Genomic DNA, 25,803 nt, shown 5'->3' with positions numbered 1-25,803 from the left:
TTTTCCAGTGGATACCCTGATGCGTAGTCCCTATTGGTTGTTCCTCGTCTTGCTCCTGTTGCTGGGTGGCCTGCAGTACCGTCTGTGGGTGGGCAACGGCAGCCTGGCCCAGGTTGCCGACCTCAAGCAGCAGATCGCCGACCAGCACGCTGAAAACGAGCGTCTGCTGGAGCGTAATCGCGTGCTTGATGCCGAAGTGCTGGAGTTGAAGAAAGGTATGGAAACCGTCGAAGAACGCGCTCGTCATGAGCTGGGTATGGTCAAGGAGGGTGAAACCCTCTACCAGTTGGCCCAATGACGGCGTCCCTGCCTGCCTTCTGGGCAGTGATTCCTGCCGCGGGTGTTGGTGCCCGCATGGCGGCCGACCGTCCCAAGCAGTACCTGCAACTGGGCGGGCGGACGATTCTCGAGCATAGCCTCGACTGTTTTCTCGACCATCCATGCCTCAAGGGCGTGGTGGTCAGCATTGCTGCCGACGACCCTTACTGGCCGGGCCTGGCCTGCGCCAGCGATACGCGCATCCAGCGTGCGGCAGGTGGGCGCGAGCGTGCCGATTCGGTGCTCAACGCCTTGCTGCTGCTGCATGCCCAGGGCGCGGCCGACAACGACTGGGTGCTGGTGCACGATGCGGCGCGGCCGAACCTGGCGCGTGCCGACCTTGACCGCCTGCTGGGCGAGCTGGCGAATGACCCGGTGGGCGGGCTGCTGGCGGTGCCGGCGCGCGACACGCTCAAGCGTGCCGATGCCAACGGGCGGGTAAGCGCCACCATCGACCGCAGCACGGTGTGGCAGGCGTACACCCCGCAGATGTTCCGCCTGGGGGCATTGCACCGTGCGCTGGCAGACAGCCTGGTGGCGGACGTGGCGATCACCGACGAGGCGTCGGCCATCGAATGGTCGGGGCAGGCGCCGCGCCTGGTCGAAGGGCGCAACGACAATATCAAGGTGACGCGACCGGAAGACCTGGAGTGGCTGAGGCAGCGCTGGGCCAATCGCGGCAATTGACCGCGGTGGCCCATTCTCTGGCAAGCCAGCCTTGCACAAGGGACTGCAGTACGTTCAAGGGCGGGTGAATGATTTGTGGGAGCCCGCGACGTTTTCTACACGCTGCGGTACTCAGGCAGCTGTCCCAACTTCTCCCTTAGATAATCCACCAGCTTGCGCACCTTCGGCGACAGGTGCCGCTGTTGCGGGTACAACGCCCACACCGCCGTATTCGGCGGCTGATGCGCTTCAAGCAGCGACACCAGCGCGCCACTGCCCAGATGCTCCAGCACGTAGTAGTCCGGCAACTGGCACAGGCCCATCCCCTGCAGCGCCGCATCCAGCACCGCCTGCCCGCTGTTGCAGCGCCAGTTGCCCTGCACCCGCTGACTGATTTCCCGGCCCTCCTGCTGCAAGGCCCAGATATCCGTGCTGCCGATCAGGCAGTTGTGCCGCGCCAGCTCCGACACGCTGTGGGGCCGCCCATAGCGCTCCAGGTACGCTGGCGAGGCGCACAGGTACATGCGCCGTGGGGCCAGGCGTGCCGCCACCAGGCGTGACTCCTGCAACCGGCCCAAACGAATCGCCATGTCCATGCCTTCGTGTAGCAGGTCGAGGGTGCGGTTGGTCAGCTCGATGTCCACCCGCAACTGCGGGTACTGCGCCATGAAGCGGGTGACCAGCGGCACGATGAAGCGCTCGCCATAGGCCACCGCACAGGTCATGCGCAGCAGCCCCTTGGGCTCGCTGGTCAGGTCGCCTATGGCGCGCAGGGCCTCTTCGCGGCCATCCTGCAGGCGCTGGCAGTGCTGAAGAAAGGTCTGCCCGGCCTCGCTCAAGGTCACCTTGCGCGTGCTGCGGTACAAAAGGCGCGTCTGCAGGCGATCTTCCAGGCGCGCCACCGCGCGGCTCACGTGCGACGACGATACCCCCAGGCGCTCGGCTGCCGCAGTGAACTGGCCCGTTTCGGCCACCGCGACGAATTCGTCGATCCCTTCCCAGCGGCTGATCATCGATTATCCCTGCATGGCAATAATGTTTTGTGTTTGGCTCGATTATTAATCAAAAGACGATGAATTACACTTCACGCCTGAACTGAAACCTTTGTGGAGAACCTTGATGATCAAGTCCCGTGCTGCCGTTGCCTTCGAAGCCAAGAAACCGCTGGAGATCGTCGAAGTCGACGTGGCCATGCCCAAGGCCGGCGAAGTGCTGTTGCGCGTGGTCGCCAGCGGCGTCTGCCACACCGACGCCTACACGCTGTCGGGCGCCGACCCGGAAGGCATCTTCCCGTCCATCCTGGGCCATGAAGGCGGCGCCATCGTCGAGGCCATCGGTGAGGGCGTGACCTCGGTGGCGGTGGGCGATCACGTGATCCCGCTCTACACCCCGGAATGTCGCCAGTGCAAGTTCTGCACGTCGGGCAAGACCAACCTGTGCCAGGCCATCCGCGCGACCCAGGGCAAGGGCCTGATGCCCGACGGCACCACGCGTTTTGCCTACAAGGGTCAGCCGCTGTTCCACTACATGGGTACCTCGACCTTTTCCGAATACACCGTGCTGCCGGAAATTTCCGTGGCCAAGATCCAGAAAGAGGCCCCGCTGGAGAAGGTGTGCCTGCTTGGTTGCGGCGTGACCACCGGCATCGGTGCGGTACTCAATACCGCCAAGGTCAAGCCGGGTGACACCGTGGCCATCTTCGGCCTGGGCGGCATCGGCCTGTCGGCCGTGATCGGTGCGGTCAAGGCCAAGGCCAGCCGCATCATCGCCATCGACATCAACCCGGCCAAGTTCGAGATCGCACGCCAGCTGGGTGCCACCGACTGCATCAACCCCAAGGACTACGATCGCCCGATCCAGGAAGTGATCGTGGACCTGACCGATGGCGGCGTGGACTTCTCGTTCGAGTGCATCGGCAACGTGCAACTGATGCGTGCGGCCCTGGAGTGCTGCCACAAGGGCTGGGGCGAGTCGGTGATCATCGGCGTCGCCGGTGCCGGCCAGGAGATCGCAACGCGTCCGTTCCAGCTGGTCACCGGCCGCGTCTGGCGCGGCTCGGCATTCGGTGGCGTGCGTGGTCGCACCGAGCTGCCAAGCTATGTGGACATGGCCGAGCAGGGCGAGATCCCGCTGGACACCTTCATTACCCACACCATGGGCCTGGAAGACATCAACAAGGCCTTCGACCTGATGCATGAAGGCAAGAGCATCCGCAGCGTCATCCACTTCTGAGGTCTGCCATGAGCCTGGAAAACATCTCCTGCCAGAAGAGCTTCGGCGGCTGGCACAAGCGCTACCGGCACCGCTCCAGCGTGCTGGGGTGCGACATGGTGTTTGCCGTGTACCTGCCGCCGCAGGCGGAGCAGGGCGGCAAGCTGCCGGTGCTGTACTGGCTGAGCGGGCTGACCTGCACCGACGAGAACTTCATGCAGAAGGCCGGCGCGCACAAGCTTGCCGCCGAGCTCGGCCTGATCATCGTGGCGCCGGACACCAGCCCGCGCGGGCCACAGGTACCGGACGACCCGGACGGCGCCTGGGACTTCGGCCTGGGCGCGGGGTTCTACCTCAATGCCACCGAACAGCCGTGGGCCGAGCACTACCGCATGCACGACTATGTGGTGGATGAGCTGCCGGCACTGGTGGAGGCGCATTTCCCGGCCTCCGCTGCGCGCAGCATCAGCGGTCACTCCATGGGTGGGCACGGCGCGCTGGTGTGCGCCTTGCGCAACCCCGGGCGCTATGTGTCGGTGTCGGCGTTCTCGCCCATCGGCAACCCGATGGACTGCCCCTGGGGCCAGAAGGCGTTCAGTCGCTACCTGGGCGAGGAGCGTTCGCGCTGGCGCGAATGGGATGCCAGCGTGCTGATCGCGCAGGCGCAGGAAACGCTGCCGCTGCTGGTCGACCAGGGCGATCGCGACGACTTCCTGCAAACCCAGCTCAAGCCCGAAGTGCTGGCCCAGGCCGCGCAGGCGGCTGGCTACCCGCTGACGTTGCGCCTGCAGCCTGGCTACGACCACAGCTACTACTTCATCGCCAGCTTCATCGATGACCACCTGCGCCACCATGCGGCGGCATTGGGGCGGGCGTAGGGCTAGTCCTACAAATAAGCCAAACCCCCGGCAAAGCAGGTAGAATCACGCCCTGACTCAATCAGGGCGTTTTTTTATGCGTATTGGCCACGGCTACGATGTGCACCGCTTCGCGGAAGGCGATTTCATCACCTTGGGTGGGGTGCGCATTGCGCACAAGTTCGGCCTGCTGGCCCATTCCGACGGCGATGTGCTGCTGCACGCGCTGAGCGATGCACTGCTGGGCGCCGCCGCGCTGGGTGACATCGGCAAGCATTTCCCCGATACCGACCCGCAGTTCAAGGGCGCCGACAGCCGCGTGCTGCTGCGCCACATCCTGTCGATCATCCATGCCAAGGGCTGGAAGGTGGGCAACGTCGACGCCACCATCGTGGCCCAGGCACCCCGGATGGCCGCGCACATCGAAACCATGCGTACCCTGATCGCCCAGGACCTGCAGGTCGAGCTCGACCAGGTCAACGTCAAGGCCACCACCGAAGAGAAGCTCGGCTTCACCGGCCGTGAAGAAGGCATCGCCGTTCACGCCGTCGCGTTGTTGCTGCGCGCATGACCGAACTCGAACTGCTCGGCCCGCAGGCAGCCGGGCCGGCGCTGGGCAGCGCCATCCTCAAGGCCACGGCCGAAGATTTCCAGGTCGATGAAGTGCTCGACATTCCCCTGTCGGGTGAAGGCGAGCACTTGTGGCTGTGGGTCGAGAAACGCGACCTCAATACCGAGGAGGCCGCCCGCCGCCTGGCCCGCGCCGCCGGCGTACCGCTGCGCACCGTGAGCTATGCCGGCCTCAAGGACCGTCAGGCGCTGACTCGCCAATGGTTCAGCCTGCACCTGCCGGGCAAGGCCGACCCTGACCTGAGCGCGGCTGAAAACGAAACCCTGAGCATCCTCAGACACACCCGCCACTCGCGCAAACTCCAGCGTGGCGCGCACTCGGCCAACGGCTTCACCCTGCGCCTCACAGCGCTCAGCGCCGATCACCAGGCCCTGGACGCGCGCCTCGAGCAATTGCGCATACAAGGCGTGCCCAACTACTTCGGCAGCCAGCGCTTCGGCTTTGCGGGCGGCAACGTGCACGATGCGCGCCAGTGGGCCGAGCGCAAGGCCCTGCCCGAGCAGCGCAATGTGCGCTCGCGGCTGCTGTCCAGCGCACGCAGCTACCTGTTCAACCGGGTGCTGGCCGAGCGGGTTGCCGATGGCAGCTGGCAACAGGCTCAGGTCGGCGACCTGCTGGCGTTCACCGACAGCCGCAGCTTTTTCGCGGCGGGCGAGGCCGAGTGCAGCGATCCGCGCCTGGCAATACTCGACCTGCACCCTACCGGGCCGCTGTGGGGCGAGGGCCTGCCGGCCACCAGTGGGGCAGGCGGTGCGATCGAGCAACGCGTGGCCGAACAGGAGGCAGCCCTGTGCCAATGGCTGGGCAATGCCAACCTCAAACAGGAACGTCGCATTCTGCGGCTGCCCATTGGCGGCTTGACGTGGCATTATCCCGAGCCTGATATCCTGCAACTGGAATTCGTCCTTCCGGCCGGATGCTTCGCCACCGTGGTGGTGCGCGAACTCGTCGATCTGGTGCCGGCAGGGCAGACGGACAGCCCATGCGTATTCTGATTTCGAACGACGACGGGGTCACCGCACCCGGTCTCGCCGCGCTGCATGCTGCGCTGGCGGATTATGCCGAGTGCGTGGTGATTGCCCCGGACCAGGACAAGAGCGGCGCCAGCAGTTCGCTGACGCTCGACCGCCCGCTGCATCCGCAGACCCTGGCCAACGGCTACATCAGCCTCAACGGCACACCGACCGATTGCGTGCACCTGGGCCTGAACGGGCTGCTGGAGCATCCGCCGGACATGGTCGTCTCGGGTATCAACCTGGGCGCCAACCTGGGCGATGACGTGCTGTACTCGGGCACGGTCGCCGCGGCGCTGGAAGGTCGATTCCTGGGGGGCACCTCGTTTGCCTTCTCGCTGCTCTCGCGCCTGCCGGACAACCTGCCCACTGCCGCCTATTTCGCGCGCAAGCTGGTCGAGGCGCATGCAAGCCTTGAGCTGCCACCGCGCACCGTACTCAATGTGAACATTCCCAACCTGCCGCTGGAGCACATCCGTGGCATCCAGCTGACACGCCTGGGGCATCGTGCACGTGCGGCGGCGCCGACCAAGGTGGTCAACCCGCGCGGCAAGGAAGGCTACTGGATCGCGGTGGCCGGCGACGCCGAGGATGGCGGCCCGGGTACCGATTTTCACGCGGTGATGCAGGGCTATGTCTCGATCACCCCGCTACAGCTTGACCGCACCTTCAACGATGCCTTCGACCGTCTCGAGGGTTGGCTGGAGGGGCTGCTCTGATGCGAGAGCCGGAGGATCTGATGCGCCATGGTATCGGTTTTACTTCGCAGCGAACCCGTGAACGGCTGATCCAGCGTTTGATCGAGGAAGGCATCAAGGACCAGCGGGTGCTCGAGGCCTTGCGCAACATCCCGCGGCACATGTTCGTCGACGAGGCGCTGTCGCACCGTGCGTATGAAGATACCGCCCTGCCCATCGGCAACAACCAGACCATCTCGCAGCCGTTCATGGTCGCGTACATGAGCGAGGTGCTGCTGGAGGACGGTCCGCTGGACAAGGTGCTGGAGATCGGCACCGGGTCTGGCTACCAGACAGCAGTGCTATCCAGGCTGGTGGAGCGGGTGTTCTCGGTAGAGCGCATCAAGCCCCTGCAGGACCGCGCCAAGGAACGGCTGGTCGAGTTGAACCTGCGCAACCAGGTGTTCCGCTGGGGCGACGGTTTCGAGGGATGGCCGGCACTGGCCCCCTACAATGGCATCATCGTCACCGCCGGCGCACCCGAAGTGCCCCAGGCCTTGCTCGACCAGCTGGCACCGGGCGGGCGCATGGTGATACCGGTGGGCGCCAGTGGCGAGACACAGCAATTGCTGTTGATCGTGCGCGAAGAACAGGGCTTCTCGCGGCGCAAACTGTGTGACGTACGCTTCGTGCCGTTGCTCAATGGAACATTGAGCTGAGTCGATTTTTTTCGCGGGCGTCGAATTCCCGGTGCATTGCCGGGTCTATGGGGCGTGCGGTTTCTTGAACGATCGCACAACCTGGCAAGCAGTTGATCTGCATTGCCTGTGCGCTCGGTTATAATTGCAACAATATTGCATTCCTACATCGGTCACCACATAAGGGAGCGGCGGGTGAGTCACACAGTCATTCGGCAGCGCATGGGTCTATCGAGCTTAAAGCTTCTGGTGATTGCACTCGCCTTGGGAACCCTGGTTTCAGGGTGTTCCAGTTCATCTTCGAGCAGCGTGCGGGTGGTCGACCGCAACAGCGCCGCGCCCAAGCGCCCGGTGGTCACTACGGGGCAGTACGTGGTTCGCCCGGGCGATACGCTGTTCTCGATTGCCTTTCGCTACGGCTGGGACTACAAGGAGCTCGCTGCGCGCAACGGTATCCCGGCGCCCTATACCATCCGGCCCGGCCAGGCGATCCGCTTCGGCTCCGGCACGGCTACCAGCAGCGGCTCGCGGGTCGTCACCTCCACCTCGCCCTCCAGCAAGACCACGGTCACCCGTCGTCCGGCAGGTACCCCGGCACCGGCAAAAACCACGTCTCCAGGCGGTACCAGCGCGCCGCCCGTCGTCGCCACCACCCCCGTCCAGGTGCCGGCTTCGGAGCGTTCGGCCGGTGGCTGGGCATGGCCGGCCAACGGTGTGCTGATTGGAAAATTCGCTTCAAACGGTAGTTTGAATAAAGGCATTGATATCGCCGGTGATTTGGGACAGCCTGTTTTTGCTGCGTCGGATGGTTCCGTTGTGTACGCCGGAAGTGGCTTGCGGGGCTACGGTGAACTGGTAATCATCAAGCACAGCGATACCTACGTCAGTGCCTACGGTCACAACCGCAGGCTGTTGGTTCGGGAGGGACAGCAGGTCAAGGTTGGGCAGACAATTGCCGAAATGGGGTCCACGGGCACCGACCGGGTGAAGCTTCACTTCGAGATTCGCCGCCAGGGCAAACCTGTAGATCCGTTGCAATTCCTGCCACGTCGTTGATAAGCATGTACCCGGCCTGTTCCTTCGCGTAGTGGGGACAGGCTCAGCGTTGCCAAGGATAAAGGCGCCGCTTGAGTCTGAGTTCGAACTCAGCAAAGGACTATAACAATGGCTCTCAGTAAAGAAGTGCCGGAGTTTGACATCGACGATGAGGTGCTCCTTATGGAAACCGGCATCGTTTTGGAAACGGATGTGGTGTCAGACGAACCTGCTGTATCTCCGGTTCGGACCCGGGCCAAACAAGGCTCACCGCTCAAACAGCACAAGTACATCGATTACACTCGAGCACTTGATGCAACTCAGCTCTACCTCAACGAAATCGGCTTTTCGCCCCTGCTTTCCCCGGAAGAAGAAGTTCATTTTGCGCGTTTGTCGCAAAGTGGCGACCCTGCCGGGCGCAAACGCATGATCGAAAGCAACCTGCGCCTGGTGGTGAAGATTGCGCGCCGCTACGTCAACCGCGGTCTATCGCTGCTCGACCTGATCGAAGAGGGCAACCTGGGCCTGATTCGCGCAGTCGAGAAGTTCGACCCCGAGCGTGGGTTCCGTTTCTCGACCTACGCCACCTGGTGGATCCGGCAGACCATCGAACGCGCCATCATGAACCAGACGCGCACCATTCGCCTGCCGATCCATGTGGTCAAGGAACTGAACGTCTACCTGCGTGCAGCACGCGAGCTGACCCAGAAACTCGATCACGAGCCGTCACCGGAAGAGATCGCCAACCTGCTGGAAAAACCCGTAGGCGAGGTCAAGCGCATGCTCGGCCTGAACGAGCGCGTGTCTTCGGTGGACGTTTCACTGGGCCCGGACTCGGACAAGACCCTGCTCGATACCCTCACCGACGATCGTCCCACCGACCCTTGCGAGCTGTTGCAGGACGACGACCTGTCCCAGAGCATCGACCTGTGGCTGAGCGAACTGACCGACAAGCAGCGTGAGGTGGTGATTCGCCGCTTTGGCCTGCGCGGGCATGAGAGCAGCACCCTGGAGGATGTCGGCCTGGAGATTGGTCTTACGCGGGAGCGGGTACGTCAGATCCAGGTGGAGGGCCTCAAGCGGCTGCGGGAGATCCTGGAGAAGAACGGTCTGTCCAGCGAGTCGCTGTTCCAGTAACTGCGACGGCTGTGAAAAGGCGCCTCGACCCAGTCGAGGCGTTTTTGTTCGTGGCTGTCTCAAGCGCTCAGACACGCGCAGAAACACCGATACCACGGCGGCAACCTTTCCCGGTTGCGTATTGTTATTGGATTTGTAGGTTATCGCTTACAAGATCCGTAAGCCTTTATATCAAGCGGGTGTAAATTCCAGTCGGTTTTGACGTGGTATTTTGTCTAACCAATTGATATTGAAAGAGTTTATTGTGAGGTGGCGTCACCTTCCGGACTTTTTTTGAGAGCTTTTACCAGTTGCTCTGCCGGCTGCAGGGGATAGTATCTGAACTGTGTCTACGGACTGACACAGGTTCTCAAGGATGAGCGCCAAGGACATCGCGGGATGCGATTCATCAGGATGATGATAGGGAATACAGGGACTACGGAAAAAAATGTGGGCGGGTCATACCGCCCCTTTTTTTTGCCTGCGAAAAAGTGGGTGGCCCTGCAGCGAACATAAAAAAGGCCCCGAAGGGCCTTTTTCATTGATCCGGCGTCGATCAACGCTCCAGATCTGCAATCTTGCCCGGCTTGCCATCCCACTCTGCAGCGTCTGGCATCGAATCCTTCTTCTCGGTGATGTTCGGCCAGATTTCGGCCAGCTCGGCGTTGAGCTCGATGAAGTTTTCCATGCCGGCCGGCACTTCATCTTCCGAGAAGATCGCAACGGCGGGGCACTCAGGCTCGCACAGTGCACAGTCGATGCACTCATCCGGGTGAATGACCAGGAAGTTCGGGCCTTCGTAGAAGCAGTCCACCGGACAGACTTCTACACAGTCGGTGTACTTGCACTTGATGCAGTTGTCGGTGACGACGAAGGTCATTTCTAATTTTCTCCTCAGGCGACGGCAGCGTTCCCTTCCAGACAGGGCCGCTCGGTTCGGTAGGTCGGCAGCGAGCCAGGCTACTAACTCGCTGCCCCGCCGAACCGCGCGGGATTCTATCAGTTTGTGCGATGGGGCGTTATAACAGAGTCTTTAGTGTATAGAGCATTTCGATAGCTTGGCGTGGCGTCAGGTTGTCCACGTCGAGCTTGCCGATCTTCTCGATCACCGGATGCGGCAGGCTGGCGAACAGGTCGCTCTGGTGCGGCGTGCTGGGCGCTCCCGGGCTTGCTGGCGCGGTTTCGTGGGGCAGGCTGTTGGTTTCCAGGCGGCCCAGGTGCTCGCGGGCTCGCTGGATCACCGGTGCCGGCACGCCTGCCAGTTGTGCCACTGCCAGGCCGTAGCTCTGGCTGGCAGGCCCTGGCAGCACATGGTGCAGGAACACGATGCGTTCGTTGTGCTCGGTAGCGTTCAGGTGCACGTTGGCCACCAGCGGCTCGCTTTCGGGCAGCACGGTCAGTTCGAAGTAGTGCGTGGCAAACAGCGTGTAGGCGCGCAGCTGGGCCAGGCGCTCGGCGGCGGCCCAGGCCAGCGAGAGGCCGTCGAAGGTACTGGTGCCGCGGCCCACTTCGTCCATCAGCACCAGGCTGCGTTCGGTGGCGTTGTGCAGGATGTTGGCGGTTTCGCTCATCTCCACCATGAAGGTAGAGCGCCCGCCGGCCAGGTCGTCGCTGGAACCGATACGGGTGAAGATGCGGTCCACCAGCGACAGCTCGCAGCTGGCGGCCGGCACGAAGCTGCCGATATGCGCCAGCAGCACGATCAGTGCGGTCTGGCGCATGTAGGTGGACTTACCACCCATGTTCGGGCCGGTGATCACCAGCATGCGCGTGTTGTCGTCCAGGCCCAGGTCGTTGGCCACGAACGGCGTGGTCAACACCTGCTCGACCACCGGGTGGCGACCCTGGCGGATGCGCATGCACGGTTCGTCGACGAATGTCGGGCAGTTGAGGTCAAGGTTCAGCGCACGCTCGGCCAGGTTGCTGACCACATCCAGTTCGGCCAGCGCCGCGGCGGTGTCCTGCAGCGGGGCCAGGTGGCCGATCAGGGTTTCGAGCAACGCATCGTAGAGCATCTTCTCGCGCGCCAGGGCGCGGCTCTTGGCCGACAGCGCCTTGTCTTCGAACGTCTTGAGCTCGGGGGTGATGAAGCGCTCGGCGCCCTTGAGGGTCTGGCGGCGGATGTAATCGGCCGGCGCCTGTTCGGCCTGCTTGCTCGGCAGCTCGATGAAGTAGCCATGCACGCGGTTGTAGCCGACCTTGAGGTTGGCAAGGCCCGTGCGGGCCTTTTCGCGGGCTTCGAGGTCGATCAGGAACTGCCCGGCGTTCTCGCTCATCGACAGCAGGTCGTCGAGCTCGGCGTCATAGCCGACCTTGAGCACGCCGCCATCACGGATCACCGCAGGCGGGTTGTCGATGATCGCCTTCTGCAGCAGGTCGGCCAGTTCCGGGTAGGTACCGGCGATGGCCGCCAGGCGCGCCAGATGCGGTGCCTCCAGCTCGGCCATGGCGTTCTGCAGTTCAGGCAGCGCGCCAAGCGCGTCGCGCAGGCGCGCCAGGTCCCGTGGGCGAGCATTGCGCAGGCCGATACGGGCGAGAATCCGCTCGATATCGCCGATGTCCTTCAGTTGCGGTTGCAGCTTCTCGAAGCGGTAGCCGTCGAGTAGGCAGCGAATCGAGCTCTGGCGGGCCTGCAGCACCTTCAGGTCACGCAGCGGCCGGTTCAGCCAGCGGGTCAGCAGGCGGCTGCCCATGGCGGTCTGACAGCGGTCGATCACCGATTGCAGAGTGTTGTCGCGGCCCCCGGCCAGGTTGACGTCCAGCTCCAGGTTGCGCCGGCTGGCGCCGTCGAGCACCACGGTGTCGTCCAGCCGCTCGTGCTTGAGGCTGCGCAGGTGCGGCAGGGCGGTGCGCTGGGTTTCCTTGGCGTAGGCGAGCAGGCAGCCGGCGGCGCCGATGGCCAGGGTCAGCTTCTCGCAGCCGAAGCCCTTGAGGTCCTGGGTTGCGAACTGCTGGCACAGGCTCTTGCGCGCCGAGTCACGGTCGAAGTCCCATGGTGCGCGGCGGCGCGAGCCACGGCGCTTCTCGGCGGGCAGGCCCTGGGGCCAGTCGTCGGGGATCAGCAGCTCCACGGGGTTGACCCGCTCGAGCTCGGCCAGCAGGTTTTCCCAGCCCTTGAACTCCTGCACGGTGAAGTTGCCGCTGGTGATATCCAGCACGGCCAGGCCGAACAGGCGTTCGTCACCCAGTACGGCGGCGATCAGGTTGTCGCGGCGCTCGTCGAGCAGGGCTTCGTCGCTGACCGTGCCTGGGGTGATGATGCGCACCACCTGGCGTTCCACCGGGCCCTTGCTGGTGGCCGGGTCGCCGATCTGCTCGCAGATCACCACCGATTCGCCCAGCTTCACCAGCTTGGCCAGGTAGCCTTCGGCGGCGTGGTAGGGGATACCGCACATGGGGATCGACTGGCCCGCTGACTGCCCGCGGGCGGTCAGGGTGATATCCAGCAGTTTGGCGGCCTTCTTCGCGTCTTCGTAGAAGATCTCGTAGAAATCGCCCATGCGGTAGAACATCAGCTGGTCCGGGTGCTGGTTCTTCAGCTTCCAGTACTGCTGCATCATCGGGGTGTGTGCGGAAAGATCGCTCATTACAGAAACTTGGCTCGCAGTGTCGTTTAGACCAAAGGCAGCGGGCAATGGTACAGGGATTTTTTCCCCGTTGCCGGGCCTAACGCTGCGCAGCGACCTTTTGCCCCTGGCATTGTGTTAATGCATATTTGAATTTGCATTTGCGCACGAGATGAGTACTATGCACGTTATGCAAAAACGCAACGTAGCTACCGTCTTGAGAGCATTGCTCGACCGCCACGGGATCTCCCCCACGGAGCTTCACCGTCGCACCGGCGTGCCCCAATCCACCCTGTCGCGGATTCTCAGCGAGAAGATCGTCGATCCTTCCGACAAGCATGTGTCGAAGATCGCCGAGTACTTCGGCGTGAGCACCGATCAGTTGCGCGGCCGTGCCGACCTGGGCGATACCCGCCCGGCGAACGCGCCGCGCGCCGACGTGCAGCTGCAGGACATCAGCCTGTGGGATGACGACACCCCCGTCGAGGACGACGAGGTATCCATTCCGTTTCTTCGTGAGGTCGAGTTGGCAGCAGGATCAGGACGATTCGTCATCGAGGAAAGCGAGAAGGCCAGCCTGCGCTTCGGCAAGCGCAGCCTGCGTCACAACGGCGTGCAGTTCGACCAGGCCAAGTGCGTGACGGTGCGCGGCAACAGCATGCTGCCGGTGCTGCGTGATGGCGCCACGGTGGGGGTGAATGCGGGCAAGAGCGGCATCGGCGACATTGTCGACGGCGACCTGTACGCCATCAACCACAATGGCCAGTTGCGCGTGAAACAGCTGTATCGCCTGCCCACGGGTATCCGCCTGCGCAGCTTCAACCGCGACGAGCACCCGGATGAGGACTACACCTTCCAGCAGATGCAGGAGGAGCAGATCAGCATCCTCGGGCATGTGTTCTGGTGGGGCATGTACGCCCGCTAGGTTCTGTCGCTGCATCAAACCCGCCTCGGCGGGTTTTTTTGTGCCTGCAAATGACTGCAGGGGACGGCCTTGCCGGCGAATGATCGCACCAAATATTTGCGGCAATCCCACTGAATCCTTCGCCGGCAAGGCCGGTTCCTGCAAAAGATCTACCCCTCAAGACAGCACTCCAGCGCAAGTAGGGCAAGGCTTTCATGCGTTAGCGCAAAACCGCGTGCATAAATATTTCCAAAAATGCATTGACTGCATATGCATTGATGCATAACCTTTGTCTCAAGCCGGTCAGACACCGGCAGTGGCAAAGGCAGCGATGAACAGGCCTGAACTGTTCAGAGGGTTGGCAACTGACCCGGGTGTGCAGCGTAAAGCACCGTAAGCAGTTATCCGGCGGGCAGGCGGCCGCGGTCGGAGGAACAATTTGAGGCGGGATCGCACGGCGCACCAGCAGTGGCCGGCGGTCCGACAACGCATTACTGAAAAGCCTGGGCGACCGGGCTTTTTGGAATGCCGAGTGATCGGCTGTTCAACAAGGGAGCACGAGCATGACAAACGAGCAACAGACGTTGCTGGAAATGCCGATCTGGCTGGTGATCGTCCTGGCATTGCTGGGCGGTCTGTCTGGCGAGATGTGGCGCGCAGACAAGGAGGGCGACCGCGGCTGGGGCCTGTTCAGGCGACTGCTGCTGCGCTCCGGGGCCTGCATGGTCTGCGGCGTATCGACCGTGATGCTGCTGTATGCCAGCGGGCTGTCGATCTGGAGCGCCGCGGCCTTTGGTTGCCTGACCGCCATGGCGGGCGCCGACGTGGCCATCGGGCTTTACGAGCGCTGGGCTGCGAAGCGGCTGGGTGTGGCACAGGGCGTGCCGCCCCTGGCATCGGATGCGCCACTGCAGCGCGACCTGCGTGAGCGCGACCAGGAGCAATGATCATCGCAACACTATCGAAAGCCGCTTGCAGCGGCTTTTTCATGTCCGGAGAAACCTATGTCTGATAACACCCGCTTGTACGAGAATGCCGGCAACGTCGGCCTAACCCTGGCCCAGGGGCCGCGCGACGCGGTGATCTACGGCTCTGCCACGTCGCTCAGGCTGAGCAGGAATTTTGTTGCGATGGGCGGTTTTCGCTTTCGCGGCCAATACACACGGGGCATGGTTCCGACCTTCGCGATGGCTGACAAGGTCGCCAGCGTGGCGCCAGCCGGTCTCGGTGCCGAACGCAGCAACTGCAAAGAGAGCTGGTACGCCGCCTTTGCCTGTGCCAATGAAGGTGACGCCAGTGCTGTGGTGAAAACCATGCCGTTCCTGCGCGTGGGCAGTATCAGCGGCAACGTGATCACGCTGAACAAGGCCGGCGAGGGTACCCATGATATCGCTGAAAAAAGCTACGACTGGATGGCCGACAACAATCTTGCCGGTGTGCAGTGCCTGGTCATCAGTGAGGGCGGGCAGTGGTCCGGCCGGGTAGCGACCGTCGTCGCTAACACTGCAACCACCCTTACGCTCGACAACATAGGGGCGCTGTCCTTCGGCGCATTTTTGTTGCCCGCGCCCCCCGGGTTCGCACATTTCTGCTACCTGGCGTCGTTCTATCTGGACACCCATGAGGTGCGCAACATCTACGACACCGGCACCGAGGTGGTGTCCAGAGGCATTTACCTGCTACTACCCGAAACGCCCGGTGCAAGTCCAGGCCCTGTCGGCACCTTGATGGACTGCTCCGGGTATATCGCACCCTTGGCTACCGGCGTTCGAATGGACTCCAGGTGCGTCATGAGCACCTCTGCCACCGGTGACTACGCCGAGTACTTCTCGCCCGACAGCGGAAACCACGATGTACGTACCAACTACGACCTGAAGGACAACAGCGGCTCGCGCAGCTTCGTGTTCGGTGGCGTATCGCTGGCGTTCCTGTACCCGCAGACCTTCAACTTCAAGAATGCCGGCACGCTGGCAGCCAAGCGCTCCGAGGGCCGGATTTCGCCGACCGGCTGGTTCGAGCCGTAGTCGCCGCAGTGAACGCAACGCCCGCTGCAACCGCAGTGGGCGGCTTGCCGAAGAAGACACGAAAGGAGGGCTTGTGAACGAACTCAAGCTATTGAGCCAGGCCATTACCGCAACATTCCAGGCGGGTGTACCTGATTTCGCGACGGTTGAAGCGTTCAGCGCAATCAACGAGCACACTCCGCAACCGGCACTGTGTCACACCATCACCGCTATGGAGGCAAGCGTTGACCCCGGCGATGGACGCTTGTGCATCCTGGCGCGTTTCGAGGCACGCATCCTGGTGGATGCACAGCAGCAACACGCCGCCCTGCAAGCCGCCACATTGGCGGCGAAATCAACGCTTGTGCTGCACAAGCAGTTCTGGGGCGTGGATTTCGTCGCGGCGACCCTCAATGTGAAGGCGCAGACGGCCATACCTGCCGAAGTACCCGGCACCCTGGAATGGCGGGTGCAATGGCAGCAGCCCGTTTACCTTGGCGACCTGCAGTGGCCCTGGCCAGACCAGCCACCCGGTTCGCTGCTGTTCGCCTTCAGCCCCGACACAGGGCCCGCGCACAAGGACAGCTACCAGGCACCGGAGGATATGGCATGAGTTACGCCAGCTCCATGCATGACCGCATGCTGGCGGCGCTGGTCATTCCATGTCGGGTGGTCGGCATCGACCTGGCAGCAGCGCGGGTACGGGTCTCCGATGGCGCCGGCTGGACCAGCGCCTGGGTGCGCTGGCACAGCCACGCGGCAGGCAAGGCCCGCCACTGGCGTGCGCCGAGCCTGAACGAGCAGGGCGCACTGCTCAGCCCCAGCGGTGAGCCGGCGCAGGGTACCTTCGTACCGGGCCTGTACGGCAATGCCGGCGCGCCACCCGACAACCGCGAGCACGTCGAGGTATGGCGCTTCGATGACGGTGGTTCGCTGGTCTACGACTGGCAGGCCCGCAGCTACAGCATCGAGCTGCCCGGTGGCACCGTCAGCCTAAAGGTGGCCGGCAGCTCGCTGCTGGTCACCGACAACGCAATCACCCTGAACGCCGCCAACATTGCCCTGACCGGTGAGGTGAGCATCAACGGTGGCCTGCGTGTGACCGGTGACATCCTGGGGGCCGGCAAGATCATCGACACCGGCGGCAACACCGCCAATCACAAGCACTGAACCCCGCCCGCCGACGCGGGCTTTTTTATGCCTGGAGACAACATGGCTAGTGAATGCATTCAGGCCAGGGAGGTACCGCGATGATCGGCATGAGCCGCCACGGCGGGCAGACGCTGTCCGGCATCGGGCACCTGCGCCAGTCCATCGAAGACATCCTCACCACCCCGCTGGGCAGCCGGCGCATGCGCCCCGACTACGGCAGCAAGCTGCGCCGTTTCGTCGACCTGCCAGTCAACGAGGGCTGGAAGAGTGCGGTGCAGGCCGAGGTCGCCCGCGCCCTGACCCGCTGGGAACCACGCCTGAAATTGCAGCGGGTGCGCGTGGTGGCGGTAGTGGGCGGGCAGATCAGCCTGCAGCTGAGCGGGCAGTACCTGGGCGACAGCCAACTGCTGGAGATAACGGCATGAGCAACGTGGAACTGTCGGCGCTGCCCGCGCCGCAGGTGCTGGAAGATCTCGACTTCGAGGACATCTTCCAGGATGACCTGGCGGCCTTTCGGTCGCACATGGGCGAGAACTGGGACGCGCTGCTGGAAAGCGACCCGGTAACCAAACTGCTGGAGGTGGGCGCGTACCGCAAGCTGCTCAATCGGGCGCGGGTCAACGATGCCGCCAAGGCGCTGCTGCTGGCCTATGCCCAGGGCAGCGACCTGGACCAGCTGGCAGCCAACGTGCAGCTCAAGCGGCTGGTGGTACAGGCCGAAGACGCGAACAGTGTGCCACCGACCCTCGAAGTGCTTGAGGAAGACGATGCACTGCGCGAGCGGGTGCAACTGGTGTACGAGGGCCTGACCACCGCCGGCCCGCGCAACAGCTACATCCTGCATGCACGCAATGCCTCGGGGCAGGTGGCCGATGCCTCTGCAGAAAGCCCGTCACCGGCAGTGGTGGAGGTGACGGTGCTGAGCCTGGAGGAGGACGGCATCGCCAGTGCGCAGTTGCTGGCCGAAGTGGCCGCCTACCTCAACGACGACGATGTACGCCCGGTGGCGGACCGCTTGGAAGTGCGCAGTGCCGAGGTGATTCCTTATCGCATCGATGCCGTGCTCTACATGGCCGGGACGGGGCCGGAGAACGAAGCGACCCTGGCCGAGTGCCAGCGGCGCCTGCAGGCCTGGGTCAACCCCCGACGACGCCTGGGCGTGGAGGTCTCGCGCTCGGCCATCGATGCGCAACTGCACATCGCCGGTGTGAGCCGGGTGGAGCTGCGCAACTGGACCGACATCCGCCCGAGCAAGGCGCAGGCGGCCTGGTGCACCGGGTTCGAACTGACGCGGGGGGGCTGACATGCACAGCCTCCTGCCGCTCAACAGCACGCAGCTGGAACGGGCCGTCGAGGCGGCCTCCAACGAAGACCTCAAGGTCACCCTGCGCACCCTGTACAACCCCGATACCTGCCCGGCGAACTTGTTGTACCAGCTGGCCTGGGCCTGGTCGGTGGACCGTTGGGACGACACCTGGCCCGAGGCGATCAAGCGCTCGGTGATTCGCTCCTCGTTCTACGTGCATGCCCACAAGGGCACGATCGGCGCATTGCGCCGCGTGGTGGAGCCGTTTGGCTATTTGATCGAAGTGATCGAGTGGTTCAAGGCCACGCCCCCTGCGGTGCCCGGCACGTTCGCGCTGAAGATCGGCGTGTCCGAGGCGGGGATCAGCGAACAGACGTACCAGGAACTGACCTGGCTGATCGACGACGCCAGGCCCGTCAGCCGACACCTGAGCGGCCTGGTCATCAGCCTGGAAACCGCCGGCTCGCTTTACCTCGGCGCCGCGCTGCAAGACGGCGACGAACTTGACATCTACCCGCCTGCGCCGGCCGACCTCACGGTCATGGGGGCCATCGGGCGTGGTGGGCGAGAACACACCATTGATTATCTGGACATTTACTAATGGTTGATCAGAACTCCCAGTTCTACGCGATCCTGACCAAGGTGGGGGCCGCGAAACAGGCCAATGCGGATGCCCTGGGCATTCCTTGGAAAATCACACACATGGCCGTCGGTGACGCCAGTCCGGCAGGGCTGGACAACCCGCCGCTGCCAATGCCCGACGCGAGCTGGACCAGCCTGCTCAACGAGTGGCGGCGGGCGCCGCTGAACCAGCTCAAGGTCGACGAAAAGGACAGTGCGGTCATCGTCGCCGAGCAGGTGATCCCGGCCGAGATCGGCGGTCGCTGGATTCGCGAGGTGGGGCTGTACGACGCCGACGGCGACCTGGTGGCGGTGGCCAACTGTGCGCCTACCTACAAACCGCTGCTCAACCAGGGCTCGGGCCGCACTCAGGTGGTGCGCATGAACCTGGTGGTCAGCAGCTCTAGCAACGTGGTGCTCAAGATCGATCCGAGCGTGGTGCTGGCCACGCGGGAATGGGTCACCGAGGAACTGGCGCGGCAGGACTTCAAGCACTCGGTGCTGGCCGCGACGACCGCCGCCATCACTTTGAGCGGCCTGCAGACGGTGGACGGCGTTGCGCTGACGGCCGGGGCGCGAGTGCTCGTGAAGAATCAGGCCGTTGCCAAGGACAATGGCTTGTATCTGGTGGTGGCAGGGGGCGCCTGGACACGCTGCACCGATGCCGATGCCAGTGCGAAGGTGACGCCGGGCATGTTGGTGCTGGTCGAGCGCGGGACGGTAAACGCCGACAGCGCATGGCAACTGCTGACTGATGCGCCGATTACCTTGGGCGTGACTGCCTTGAACTACGGGATGGCATTCGGCCGCACCGGGGTGGCCGCTGGTACTTACCGTAGCGTACAGGTCGACGCCTATGGCCGAGTGGTCGCCGCGACGAACCCAACCACAGTGGCGGGTTACGGGTTGACGGACGTGTACACCAAGACGCAGGTGAATGACCTAGTGCAGTCGCTCACGATAAGAGCCACGCAGCCGGAGGCAGAGGCTGGCACTGACGACACCAAGGTTATGACGCCGCTGCGGGTGTTCCAAGCGATTGCTAAGGTGATCACTCAGGCGACGGAAAGTAAATTTGGTTGGGCGAAGGTGGCGACCCAGGCGCAGGTCACCACCGGCGCGGATGACACGACGATCATCACGCCCAGGAAACTGCGAGCAGCACAGGCAACCCAGGCCGAGGCCGAGGCTGGGGCTGACAACACCAAGATCATTACGCCGCTGCGGGCGTTACAAGCAGCGATCAAGCAACTGAATAACGTTGGTCTGGCTATCAATTCTGCGCCACCCCTGGCGACCTTTCAGGCAATCGTGCCTGGTGGCTTGTATCGCGCTTCCGGCGCGAACGCGGGTAGTTCTGCGACGCCCGCAGGCCCGCCTACAAACAGAGGGTCGCTAATCGGGGTGGTGGCTATTACGCCCCGTTTAGATGTGACCTACTACTTGGCTGTAGAGCACGGAACCAATCCTGCCGATCGCAAGTTCTGGTTGGGCCAGTACTGGCTCGAAGACCCGAACACCGTGTATTGGTCCGAGTTGCTAACGACTGACAAAATCGCAACCCAGCCTCAGGTCGATTCGGGCACGGCTGACGACGTGGTCGTCACGCCGAAAAAGATGCGCTGGGGCTTTGCCGCATCGTTTGGGGCTAACGGATACGTGCTGTTCCCGACCTGGCTCGGTGGCTTACTTCTACAGTGGGTGTCGGTATCCACATCGGCAAGCGCTACAACGGCTTTCACCTGGCCGTTGGCCTTTTCGGCGTGGGTCCGTGCGGCTGGTGGCGTGCACTCATCGGCGCCGGTGTTCGGCGGCCTAAATACAGTCACGGTGAACGGTGGGAACGCAGACACATATAACCACAACGGCGGCCGTGTTGTTGGCAACATTCAGGCGATAGGGGTAGGGAAATGAAGCGGTACTACAGCCATATCACAGGTAACTGCTACCTGGAGAACGGGCCGGCTCCGATACCGCCAGAGGCGATCGAGATCAGTGATGAGCGATACGAGGAAGTGATCGCCAATCCTGACCCCGCGAAGGTCCGCAGTCATGACGGCCAAGGGTTGCCGATCCTCATTGATCCGCCTGTTGCTGTGTTGACGGCCGAGGAGCTGGCGGCCATCGAGCGCGCGTGGCGAGATGGCGAAGTGTCATCGACGGAATGGCTGGTGACCCGTCACCGCGACGAGCAGGATATGCAGGTGCTCACCACGCTGACCGCTGAGCAGTTCGCCGAACTGCTGGTGTATCGCCAGGCCCTGCGCGACCTGCCCCAGTCCGAAGTGTTCCCCGATCCGGCGCAGCGCCCGGTAGCGCCGCCCTGGATCGCCGAGCAGACCCAATAACGCCCCGCACTGTCGGGGCGTTTTTATTCCTGGCTTCACCCCTTACAGCTCTGCATTGCAGGGCCTTTTTCATACCCGGAGTTTACCCATGAGTGGTTTCTTTCACGGCGTCACCGTCACCAACGTCGACACCGGCGCCCGCACCATCGCGTTGCCGTCGTCCTCGATCATCGGCCTGGTGGACACCTTCACCGAAGGCCCGACCGCCAGCGCCAAGTTCAACGACCTGGTGCTGATCACCAGCGAGCGTGAAGCTATCGCCGCCTTCGGCGCCGACGCGGCCATCACCCATGCCTGCCAGGCCATCTACCAGCGCGCCAAGGCGGTCATCGTCGCCTGCGGCGTGGCCAAGGTTGCCGATGCGGCCGAGCAGACCTCGGCCATCATCGGCAGCGTGCTGGCCGACGGCAAGCGTACCGGCCTGCAAGCGCTGCTCGACGGCAAGAGCCGTTTCAACGCCCAGCCGCGCCTGCTGGTTACTCCAAAGCACAGCGCAACTCAAGCCGTCGCCACCGCCCTGGTGGCCCTGGCCGACAAGCTGCGCGGCCTGGCCATCATCGACGGCCCGGCCACCACCGACGAGGCCGCCCTGGCCTACGCCGAAAACTTCGGTGCCAAGCGCGCCTTCCTGGTCGACCCGGGCGTGCAGTACTGGGACACCACCACCAGCGCCACCGTCGATGCAGCGGCCTCGGCCTGGGTCGCCGGCCTGTTCGCCTGGACCGACAACGAGTACGGCTTCTGGGCCTCGCCCTCGAACAAGGAGTTCGTCGGCATTACCGGCACCACCCGCCCCATCGAGTTCCTCGATGGCGACGAGACCTGCCGCGCCAACCTGCTCAACAACGCCAACATCACCACCATCATCCGCGATGACGGCTATCGCCTGTGGGGCAACCGCACCCTGAGCAGCGACCCGAAGTGGGCCTTCGTCACCCGCGTGCGCACCATGGACATCGTGATGGACGCGATTCTCTACGGGCACAAATGGGCAGTCGACCGTTCGATCACCGCCACCTACGTCAAGGACGTGACCGAAGGCCTGCAGGCGTTCATGCGCGACCTCAAGGCCCAGGGCGCGATCATCAACTTCGAAGTGTTCGCCGACCCGGAACTCAACAGTGCCAGCCAGCTGGAGCAGGGCAAGGTGTACTGGAACATCCGCTTCACCGACGTACCACCGGCCGAAAACCCCAACTTCCGCGTCGAGGTCACCAACCAGTGGCTGACCGAAGTTCTCGATAACGCAGCTTAAGGAGCACTAGCAATGGCAATGATTCCCGAAACCCTGGCGAACCTGAACCTGTTCGTCGATGGCACCAGCTTCCAGGGCGATGTCACCAGCCTGACCCTGCCCAAGCTCACCCTGAAAATGGAAGAGCACCGGGTGGGCGGCATGGACATGCCCATCGAGATGGACATGGGCATGGAGAAGCAGGAAGCCGGCTTCACCACTACCGGCGTGCGCCGTGAGTCGCTGAAGTTCTTCGGCCTGGCCGATGGTTCTGCGTTCAACGGCACCTTCCGCGGTGCCTTCAAGGGCCTCAAGGGCGCTGTCACCCCGGTGATCGTGACCCTGCGCGGCGCGCTCAAGGAAGTCGACATGGGTGATTGGAAGGCCGGTGACAAGGCCGAGGTCAAGCACACCGTCGCCGTCACCTACTACAAGCTGGAAGTCGGCGGACGCCTGATCTACGAGATCGACCCCATCGGCATGAAGCGCGTGATCGACGGCGTCGACCAGCTCGCGGCTCAACGTTCGGCCCTGGGCCTGTAAGGACTTCTCATGACCCAAGCAAAGATCCCCAGCTGGATGAAGCTGAGCGCCGACGGCGTGGTGGTGACGCTGACCCGGCCTAGCGAAGCCAATGGCATCAAGGTCGACAGCCTGTCGTTGCGCTCGCCTACGGTACGCGACATTCGTGCGGCTCAGTCGGCCGGCAGCGGCGACGACGAGCAGCGTGAGCTGAACCTGTTCGCCTCCCTCGCCGAGGTGGGCATCAAGGACCTGGAGGGCCTCGCGCTCAAGGACTATGGCCGCCTGCAGGCGGGCTATTTTCGCCTGGTGCAAGACGACGAGCTTTGACCCCTCCCTTCAGAAGGTGGCCGCCAGGCGGCTTGCCCGTGAGCTGAATTTTTCTGCCACCGAGATCATGACCATGTCGTTCACCGACATGGTCTGGTGGCTCACGGAGTGAGCCGGTTTTGCACGCACAGGGGGACCGTATGGCAAACGCGTTAGCGTTGAAACTGGTTATCGGCGCCTCGGTCAGTTCGACGATCGGCGCATCATTCAAGCTGCTTGAGGCGCGGATCCGGCAACTCAGGCAATTGAGCAGCGAAGGCAAGGGCGATCTGTACCCGCTCGGGCACGAGTCGCTGGGCAACGGGATGCTCGACAGCGCTCCTGGTGATCCGCCAGGCGCGAGAACTCAAGCAAAGACCGGGGGCGCCGTACAGGCTGCTGACGCACAGGGCTCCCGGCACAGGCTGACATTGTTGAAGAGCATCGACGGGCACTTGCAGGTGATCAGTTTCAAGGTCGCCGATGTTGCGCGCCGGCTTTCGCAATCGAAGCCCGCCAGGGTATCCGTAAACATCAGATCGCAAGCGGCACCGCAGGCACCCGCAGGGGCAGCTGCGGCTGCTTCACTGGAGACTGCAGCGCCTGCATCTCTGCCAACCGATGGGACACCTGCGGCGGGTCGAGTATCCGACCCGCTCAGCAGTAGGATGGCGGGGAGCGATGATACCGGGCCCCCGGCAAAGGGGCCGCAGCCCATAGGTATCATCGCTGTTGCCAGTGATTTCAGGGCAGGGCTACGGAAGGCTGGCGTGCTGGGTGGCGACGCTCCCAAAGGCGCAAGGGCGCCGCAACGCGTGTTTGTCGTCAATGCCCAGGACTTTTGCTGCGGCGCGATAACTTCGAGAAGGGGTAGAGGGGGAAGAAAGAACAGCCCCTCCAGGCGCCGACCTTCATCTGCTCCGGTTGGGCGCTGGGAAAGCATCAAAGGTTACCTCGGCAAGGCTGTTCCGGCGATCAAGGCCGCTCGAGCGCCCGCAGCCGTCGAGGCCATCTACAAGTTCGGCAAGACCTTCCTCACTGCAGAAACCACCGAGCAGAAGGCCGAGGGATATGGTGGGGCAGTGGGCGGTTTTGGTGGCGCACTGGCCGGGGCTGCACTGGGCGCTTTCGTTCCTGTCATCGGTCCTGCGATCGGTTCGCTGATCGGGGGTATTGTGTTCAGCGAGTGGGGCTCCTCGTTAGCCAAGAAGTGGTTTGCAGACGACGATGCTGCCAAGCCTCCTGCTGGCGAACCCACTCACTTGTCCAAGTCGCTGGGCGATGTCGCTCGTTCGATGAATCCCGGCGCTGGCGAGCCCATGACAATTCTGTCGTTGCCGCCTGCGCCACCTTCGATCAGCCCTGCGCCGCAGCCGATTGCCCAACAGATCACCTTCGCCCCGAACATGCCCATCACCGTGCAGGGCAGTGTCACCGACCCGGCCCAGTTGGCGATGAACATCGAGCCCATCATTCGACGTCAGTTCCTCGAACTGACCCGTCAGGCTTCGATGCGGCAACTGGCCGACCCCACATTTGTATAAGGAGCTGCCATGACCTACATGGACCAGTTGCACTCGGCCCTGCGGGCGCTGATCGCAGCGGGGGAGGCGGGCCGGCGCAGTGCCGACGAGATGCTGGAGCCCATGACCGGCGCCATCAGCGATATCGCCGAAGCCGCTGCCGCGCTCGAGGACATCCCCTACGTCGGGCCGCTGATCGGCGCCAGGCTGCAACGCACGATGCGCGCCATCAACCGGGCGCAGCGGGGCGTCGACAAGGTGCTGGGCCGTTACAGCCGCGCCGTGGCCAAGGTCGCGCTGGTGCAGGAGCGCATCGTCATCTTCGAGCAGAAGGCGGCCAAGGCTGCCGCAGCCATCAACAAGGTGGCGGGTCGCATCAGCCCGTCGCTGGGCACGTTGCTGCCCACCGGCAGTTTCGCGCCGTCGGTCACGCCGGCAGCCGAGGTGGTCAAGCCGTTCCCGCACCTGCTCATTCTGCAGTCGTTGCAGGCGCAGGCGCAGCCTTACTACTTCAACCTCGACACCGCGACCTTCGATGAACTGCGTCGCCAGAGCGGCTTTCGCTGGGCGGGCCAGGAGCGCCTGAGCCGCCACCCGGCGCAGCAGGCGGTGGGGCTGGGCGAAGAGCGCATCACCCTCAAGGGCACGATCTTTCCCGGTGCCAAAAGCGGGCTCGGCCAGTTGCAGGCGCTGCGCAGCATCGGTCGGCAATTGCAGCCACTGAGCCTGACCACCGGCTACGGCGAGGTACTGGGCAACTGGTGCCTGACCAGCATCGAGGAGGACCAGAGCAGCCTGGTGGCTGGCGGCATTCCTCGCAAACAAGGCTTTTCATTGGAGTTCGTGAGCTATGGCGACGATCTGCAGAACCTCTGACGGCGATCTGCTCGACAGCCTCTGCCAGCACTACTACGGGCACCTCAACGGCAGCGTCGAAGCGGTACTCGATGCCAACCAGGGCCTGGCCGACCAGGCGCAGCCGTTTGGTGCCGGGGTGCTCATCAGGCTGCCCGCGTTGACGCCCGCCCGCCAGGCCCTGGTGCAGTTATGGGACTGAGCTGGCGCGCCCCCCTGCCTGCCAGCGCTGCGTGCG

29 protein-coding genes are annotated in these 25,803 nt (G+C 63.5%); 26 read left to right on the top strand and 3 right to left on the bottom strand.

All coding sequences use genetic code 11. From position 1 onward, the window contains the following. Nucleotides 1–19: 19 nt before the first annotated feature. Both ftsB and ispD read left to right on the top strand, forming a co-directional pair. On the top strand, nt 20–298 hold the full coding sequence (gene ftsB / locus MF6396_RS08220) for a cell division protein FtsB (RefSeq protein WP_043863271.1): 279 nt from the start codon (nt 20–22) through the stop codon (nt 296–298). Next, entirely contained in the window at nt 295–1,005 is a 711-nt protein-coding gene (gene ispD / locus MF6396_RS08215; protein ID WP_078480066.1) for a 2-C-methyl-D-erythritol 4-phosphate cytidylyltransferase, read from the top strand. Before ftsB ends, ispD begins: the two co-directional genes overlap by 4 nt. 95 nt (nt 1,006–1,100) lie before the next feature. Here ispD and MF6396_RS08210 read toward each other — a convergent pair whose 3' ends face one another. Then, a complete protein-coding gene (locus tag MF6396_RS08210) occupies nt 1,101–1,994 on the bottom strand; it encodes a LysR substrate-binding domain-containing protein (RefSeq protein WP_177346320.1) in 894 nt (297 codons plus the stop codon). A 109-nt stretch (nt 1,995–2,103) separates the two neighbouring features. Here MF6396_RS08210 and MF6396_RS08205 point away from each other — a divergent pair, with 109 nt between their 5' ends. The 8 genes from MF6396_RS08205 to rpoS all read left to right on the top strand — a co-directional run bounded on the left by MF6396_RS08205 (nt 2,104) and on the right by rpoS (nt 9,243). After that, entirely contained in the window at nt 2,104–3,216 is a 1,113-nt protein-coding gene (locus MF6396_RS08205) for an S-(hydroxymethyl)glutathione dehydrogenase/class III alcohol dehydrogenase (RefSeq protein ID WP_078480064.1), read from the top strand. A gap of 8 nt (nt 3,217–3,224) precedes the next feature. Beyond that, a complete protein-coding gene (gene fghA, locus MF6396_RS08200; RefSeq protein WP_043863275.1) occupies nt 3,225–4,073 on the top strand; it encodes an S-formylglutathione hydrolase in 849 nt (282 codons plus the stop codon). Between the two features lie 76 nt (nt 4,074–4,149). Beyond that, nucleotides 4,150–4,623 carry a 2-C-methyl-D-erythritol 2,4-cyclodiphosphate synthase gene (gene ispF, locus MF6396_RS08195; protein WP_043863276.1) on the top strand — a complete coding sequence of 158 codons (474 nt, stop codon included), beginning with the start codon at nt 4,150–4,152 and terminating at the stop codon, nt 4,621–4,623. After that, nucleotides 4,620–5,678, top strand: coding sequence for a tRNA pseudouridine(13) synthase TruD (gene truD / locus MF6396_RS08190; protein WP_043863277.1), 1,059 nt, complete (start codon nt 4,620–4,622; stop codon nt 5,676–5,678). Before ispF ends, truD begins: the two co-directional genes overlap by 4 nt. Further along, the gene (surE, locus tag MF6396_RS08185; RefSeq protein ID WP_043863278.1) at nt 5,666–6,415 is read left to right on the top strand and encodes a 5'/3'-nucleotidase SurE; all 750 of its coding nucleotides are present in this window, start codon (nt 5,666–5,668) and stop codon (nt 6,413–6,415) included. Before truD ends, surE begins: the two co-directional genes overlap by 13 nt. Further along, complete coding sequence (locus tag MF6396_RS08180) at nt 6,415–7,092, top strand: protein-L-isoaspartate(D-aspartate) O-methyltransferase (RefSeq protein WP_162484879.1); 678 nt, start codon at nt 6,415–6,417, stop codon at nt 7,090–7,092. The genes surE and MF6396_RS08180 overlap by 1 nt, the downstream gene beginning before the upstream one ends. Before the next feature lie 174 nt (nt 7,093–7,266). After that, on the top strand, nt 7,267–8,127 hold the full coding sequence (locus MF6396_RS08175) for a peptidoglycan DD-metalloendopeptidase family protein (RefSeq protein WP_043863279.1): 861 nt from the start codon (nt 7,267–7,269) through the stop codon (nt 8,125–8,127). A 108-nt stretch (nt 8,128–8,235) separates the two neighbouring features. Then, nucleotides 8,236–9,243, top strand: coding sequence for an RNA polymerase sigma factor RpoS (gene rpoS / locus MF6396_RS08170; protein ID WP_054914992.1), 1,008 nt, complete (start codon nt 8,236–8,238; stop codon nt 9,241–9,243). A gap of 535 nt (nt 9,244–9,778) precedes the next feature. Here the strand turns inward: rpoS and fdxA are convergent. Then, nucleotides 9,779–10,102, bottom strand: a complete 324-nt coding sequence (fdxA, locus tag MF6396_RS08165) for a ferredoxin FdxA (protein WP_043863281.1) — start codon at nt 10,100–10,102, stop codon at nt 9,779–9,781. Between the two features lie 139 nt (nt 10,103–10,241). Next, the gene (gene mutS / locus MF6396_RS08160) at nt 10,242–12,809 is read right to left on the bottom strand and encodes a DNA mismatch repair protein MutS (RefSeq protein WP_078480063.1); all 2,568 of its coding nucleotides are present in this window, start codon (nt 12,807–12,809) and stop codon (nt 10,242–10,244) included. 169 nt (nt 12,810–12,978) lie between these two features. Here mutS and MF6396_RS08155 point away from each other — a divergent pair, with 169 nt between their 5' ends. The 16 genes from MF6396_RS08155 to MF6396_RS08080 all read left to right on the top strand — a co-directional run bounded on the left by MF6396_RS08155 (nt 12,979) and on the right by MF6396_RS08080 (nt 25,767). Then, the gene (locus MF6396_RS08155; RefSeq protein ID WP_078480062.1) at nt 12,979–13,713 is read left to right on the top strand and encodes a LexA family transcriptional regulator; all 735 of its coding nucleotides are present in this window, start codon (nt 12,979–12,981) and stop codon (nt 13,711–13,713) included. A gap of 542 nt (nt 13,714–14,255) precedes the next feature. Next, entirely contained in the window at nt 14,256–14,639 is a 384-nt protein-coding gene (locus MF6396_RS08150) for a phage holin family protein (RefSeq protein ID WP_078480061.1), read from the top strand. A gap of 57 nt (nt 14,640–14,696) precedes the next feature. After that, nucleotides 14,697–15,716: a hypothetical protein gene (locus MF6396_RS08145; RefSeq protein ID WP_078480060.1), complete on the top strand. Its 1,020-nt coding sequence runs from the start codon at nt 14,697–14,699 to the stop codon at nt 15,714–15,716. Between the two features lie 73 nt (nt 15,717–15,789). Further along, the gene (locus tag MF6396_RS08140) at nt 15,790–16,308 is read left to right on the top strand and encodes a hypothetical protein (protein ID WP_078480059.1); all 519 of its coding nucleotides are present in this window, start codon (nt 15,790–15,792) and stop codon (nt 16,306–16,308) included. Then, entirely contained in the window at nt 16,305–16,865 is a 561-nt protein-coding gene (locus MF6396_RS08135; RefSeq protein ID WP_043864286.1) for a phage baseplate assembly protein V, read from the top strand. Before MF6396_RS08140 ends, MF6396_RS08135 begins: the two co-directional genes overlap by 4 nt. Nucleotides 16,866–16,945: 80 nt before the next feature. Beyond that, nucleotides 16,946–17,272, top strand: coding sequence for a GPW/gp25 family protein (locus MF6396_RS08130; RefSeq protein ID WP_043864285.1), 327 nt, complete (start codon nt 16,946–16,948; stop codon nt 17,270–17,272). After that, a complete protein-coding gene (locus MF6396_RS08125; protein ID WP_043864284.1) occupies nt 17,269–18,150 on the top strand; it encodes a baseplate assembly protein in 882 nt (293 codons plus the stop codon). The genes MF6396_RS08130 and MF6396_RS08125 overlap by 4 nt, the downstream gene beginning before the upstream one ends. Nucleotide 18,151: 1 nt before the next feature. Then, nucleotides 18,152–18,754: a phage tail protein I gene (locus MF6396_RS08120; RefSeq protein WP_078480058.1), complete on the top strand. Its 603-nt coding sequence runs from the start codon at nt 18,152–18,154 to the stop codon at nt 18,752–18,754. After that, entirely contained in the window at nt 18,754–20,688 is a 1,935-nt protein-coding gene (locus MF6396_RS28995) for a phage tail protein (protein ID WP_078480057.1), read from the top strand. Before MF6396_RS08120 ends, MF6396_RS28995 begins: the two co-directional genes overlap by 1 nt. Next, nucleotides 20,685–21,122, top strand: a complete 438-nt coding sequence (locus MF6396_RS08110) for a phage tail assembly chaperone (protein WP_078480056.1) — start codon at nt 20,685–20,687, stop codon at nt 21,120–21,122. Before MF6396_RS28995 ends, MF6396_RS08110 begins: the two co-directional genes overlap by 4 nt. 88 nt (nt 21,123–21,210) lie before the next feature. Then, nucleotides 21,211–22,377 (top strand): phage tail sheath subtilisin-like domain-containing protein, encoded by a 1,167-nt coding sequence (locus MF6396_RS08105; RefSeq protein WP_078480055.1) that lies wholly within the window; start codon nt 21,211–21,213, stop codon nt 22,375–22,377. A 12-nt stretch (nt 22,378–22,389) separates the two neighbouring features. Next, the gene (locus MF6396_RS08100) at nt 22,390–22,899 is read left to right on the top strand and encodes a phage major tail tube protein (RefSeq protein ID WP_043864278.1); all 510 of its coding nucleotides are present in this window, start codon (nt 22,390–22,392) and stop codon (nt 22,897–22,899) included. Nucleotides 22,900–22,908: 9 nt separating this feature from the next. Then, the gene (locus MF6396_RS08095) at nt 22,909–23,208 is read left to right on the top strand and encodes a phage tail assembly protein (RefSeq protein ID WP_078480054.1); all 300 of its coding nucleotides are present in this window, start codon (nt 22,909–22,911) and stop codon (nt 23,206–23,208) included. Between the two features lie 140 nt (nt 23,209–23,348). Beyond that, nucleotides 23,349–24,731: a hypothetical protein gene (locus tag MF6396_RS08090; protein ID WP_078480053.1), complete on the top strand. Its 1,383-nt coding sequence runs from the start codon at nt 23,349–23,351 to the stop codon at nt 24,729–24,731. 9 nt (nt 24,732–24,740) lie between these two features. Further along, nucleotides 24,741–25,586 carry a phage tail protein gene (locus tag MF6396_RS08085; protein ID WP_043864275.1) on the top strand — a complete coding sequence of 282 codons (846 nt, stop codon included), beginning with the start codon at nt 24,741–24,743 and terminating at the stop codon, nt 25,584–25,586. Then, nucleotides 25,561–25,767: a tail protein X gene (locus MF6396_RS08080; RefSeq protein WP_078480052.1), complete on the top strand. Its 207-nt coding sequence runs from the start codon at nt 25,561–25,563 to the stop codon at nt 25,765–25,767. The genes MF6396_RS08085 and MF6396_RS08080 overlap by 26 nt, the downstream gene beginning before the upstream one ends. Nucleotides 25,768–25,803: the final 36 nt, after the last annotated feature.

Origin of the sequence: Pseudomonas sp. MF6396 (assembly GCF_002018915.1) — a bacterium.
Taxonomy (GTDB): Bacteria; Pseudomonadota; Gammaproteobacteria; order Pseudomonadales; family Pseudomonadaceae; genus Aquipseudomonas; species Aquipseudomonas palmensis.
The sequence above is the reverse complement of the archived record's forward strand: the minus strand, read 5'-3'. Positions and strand labels throughout refer to the sequence as shown.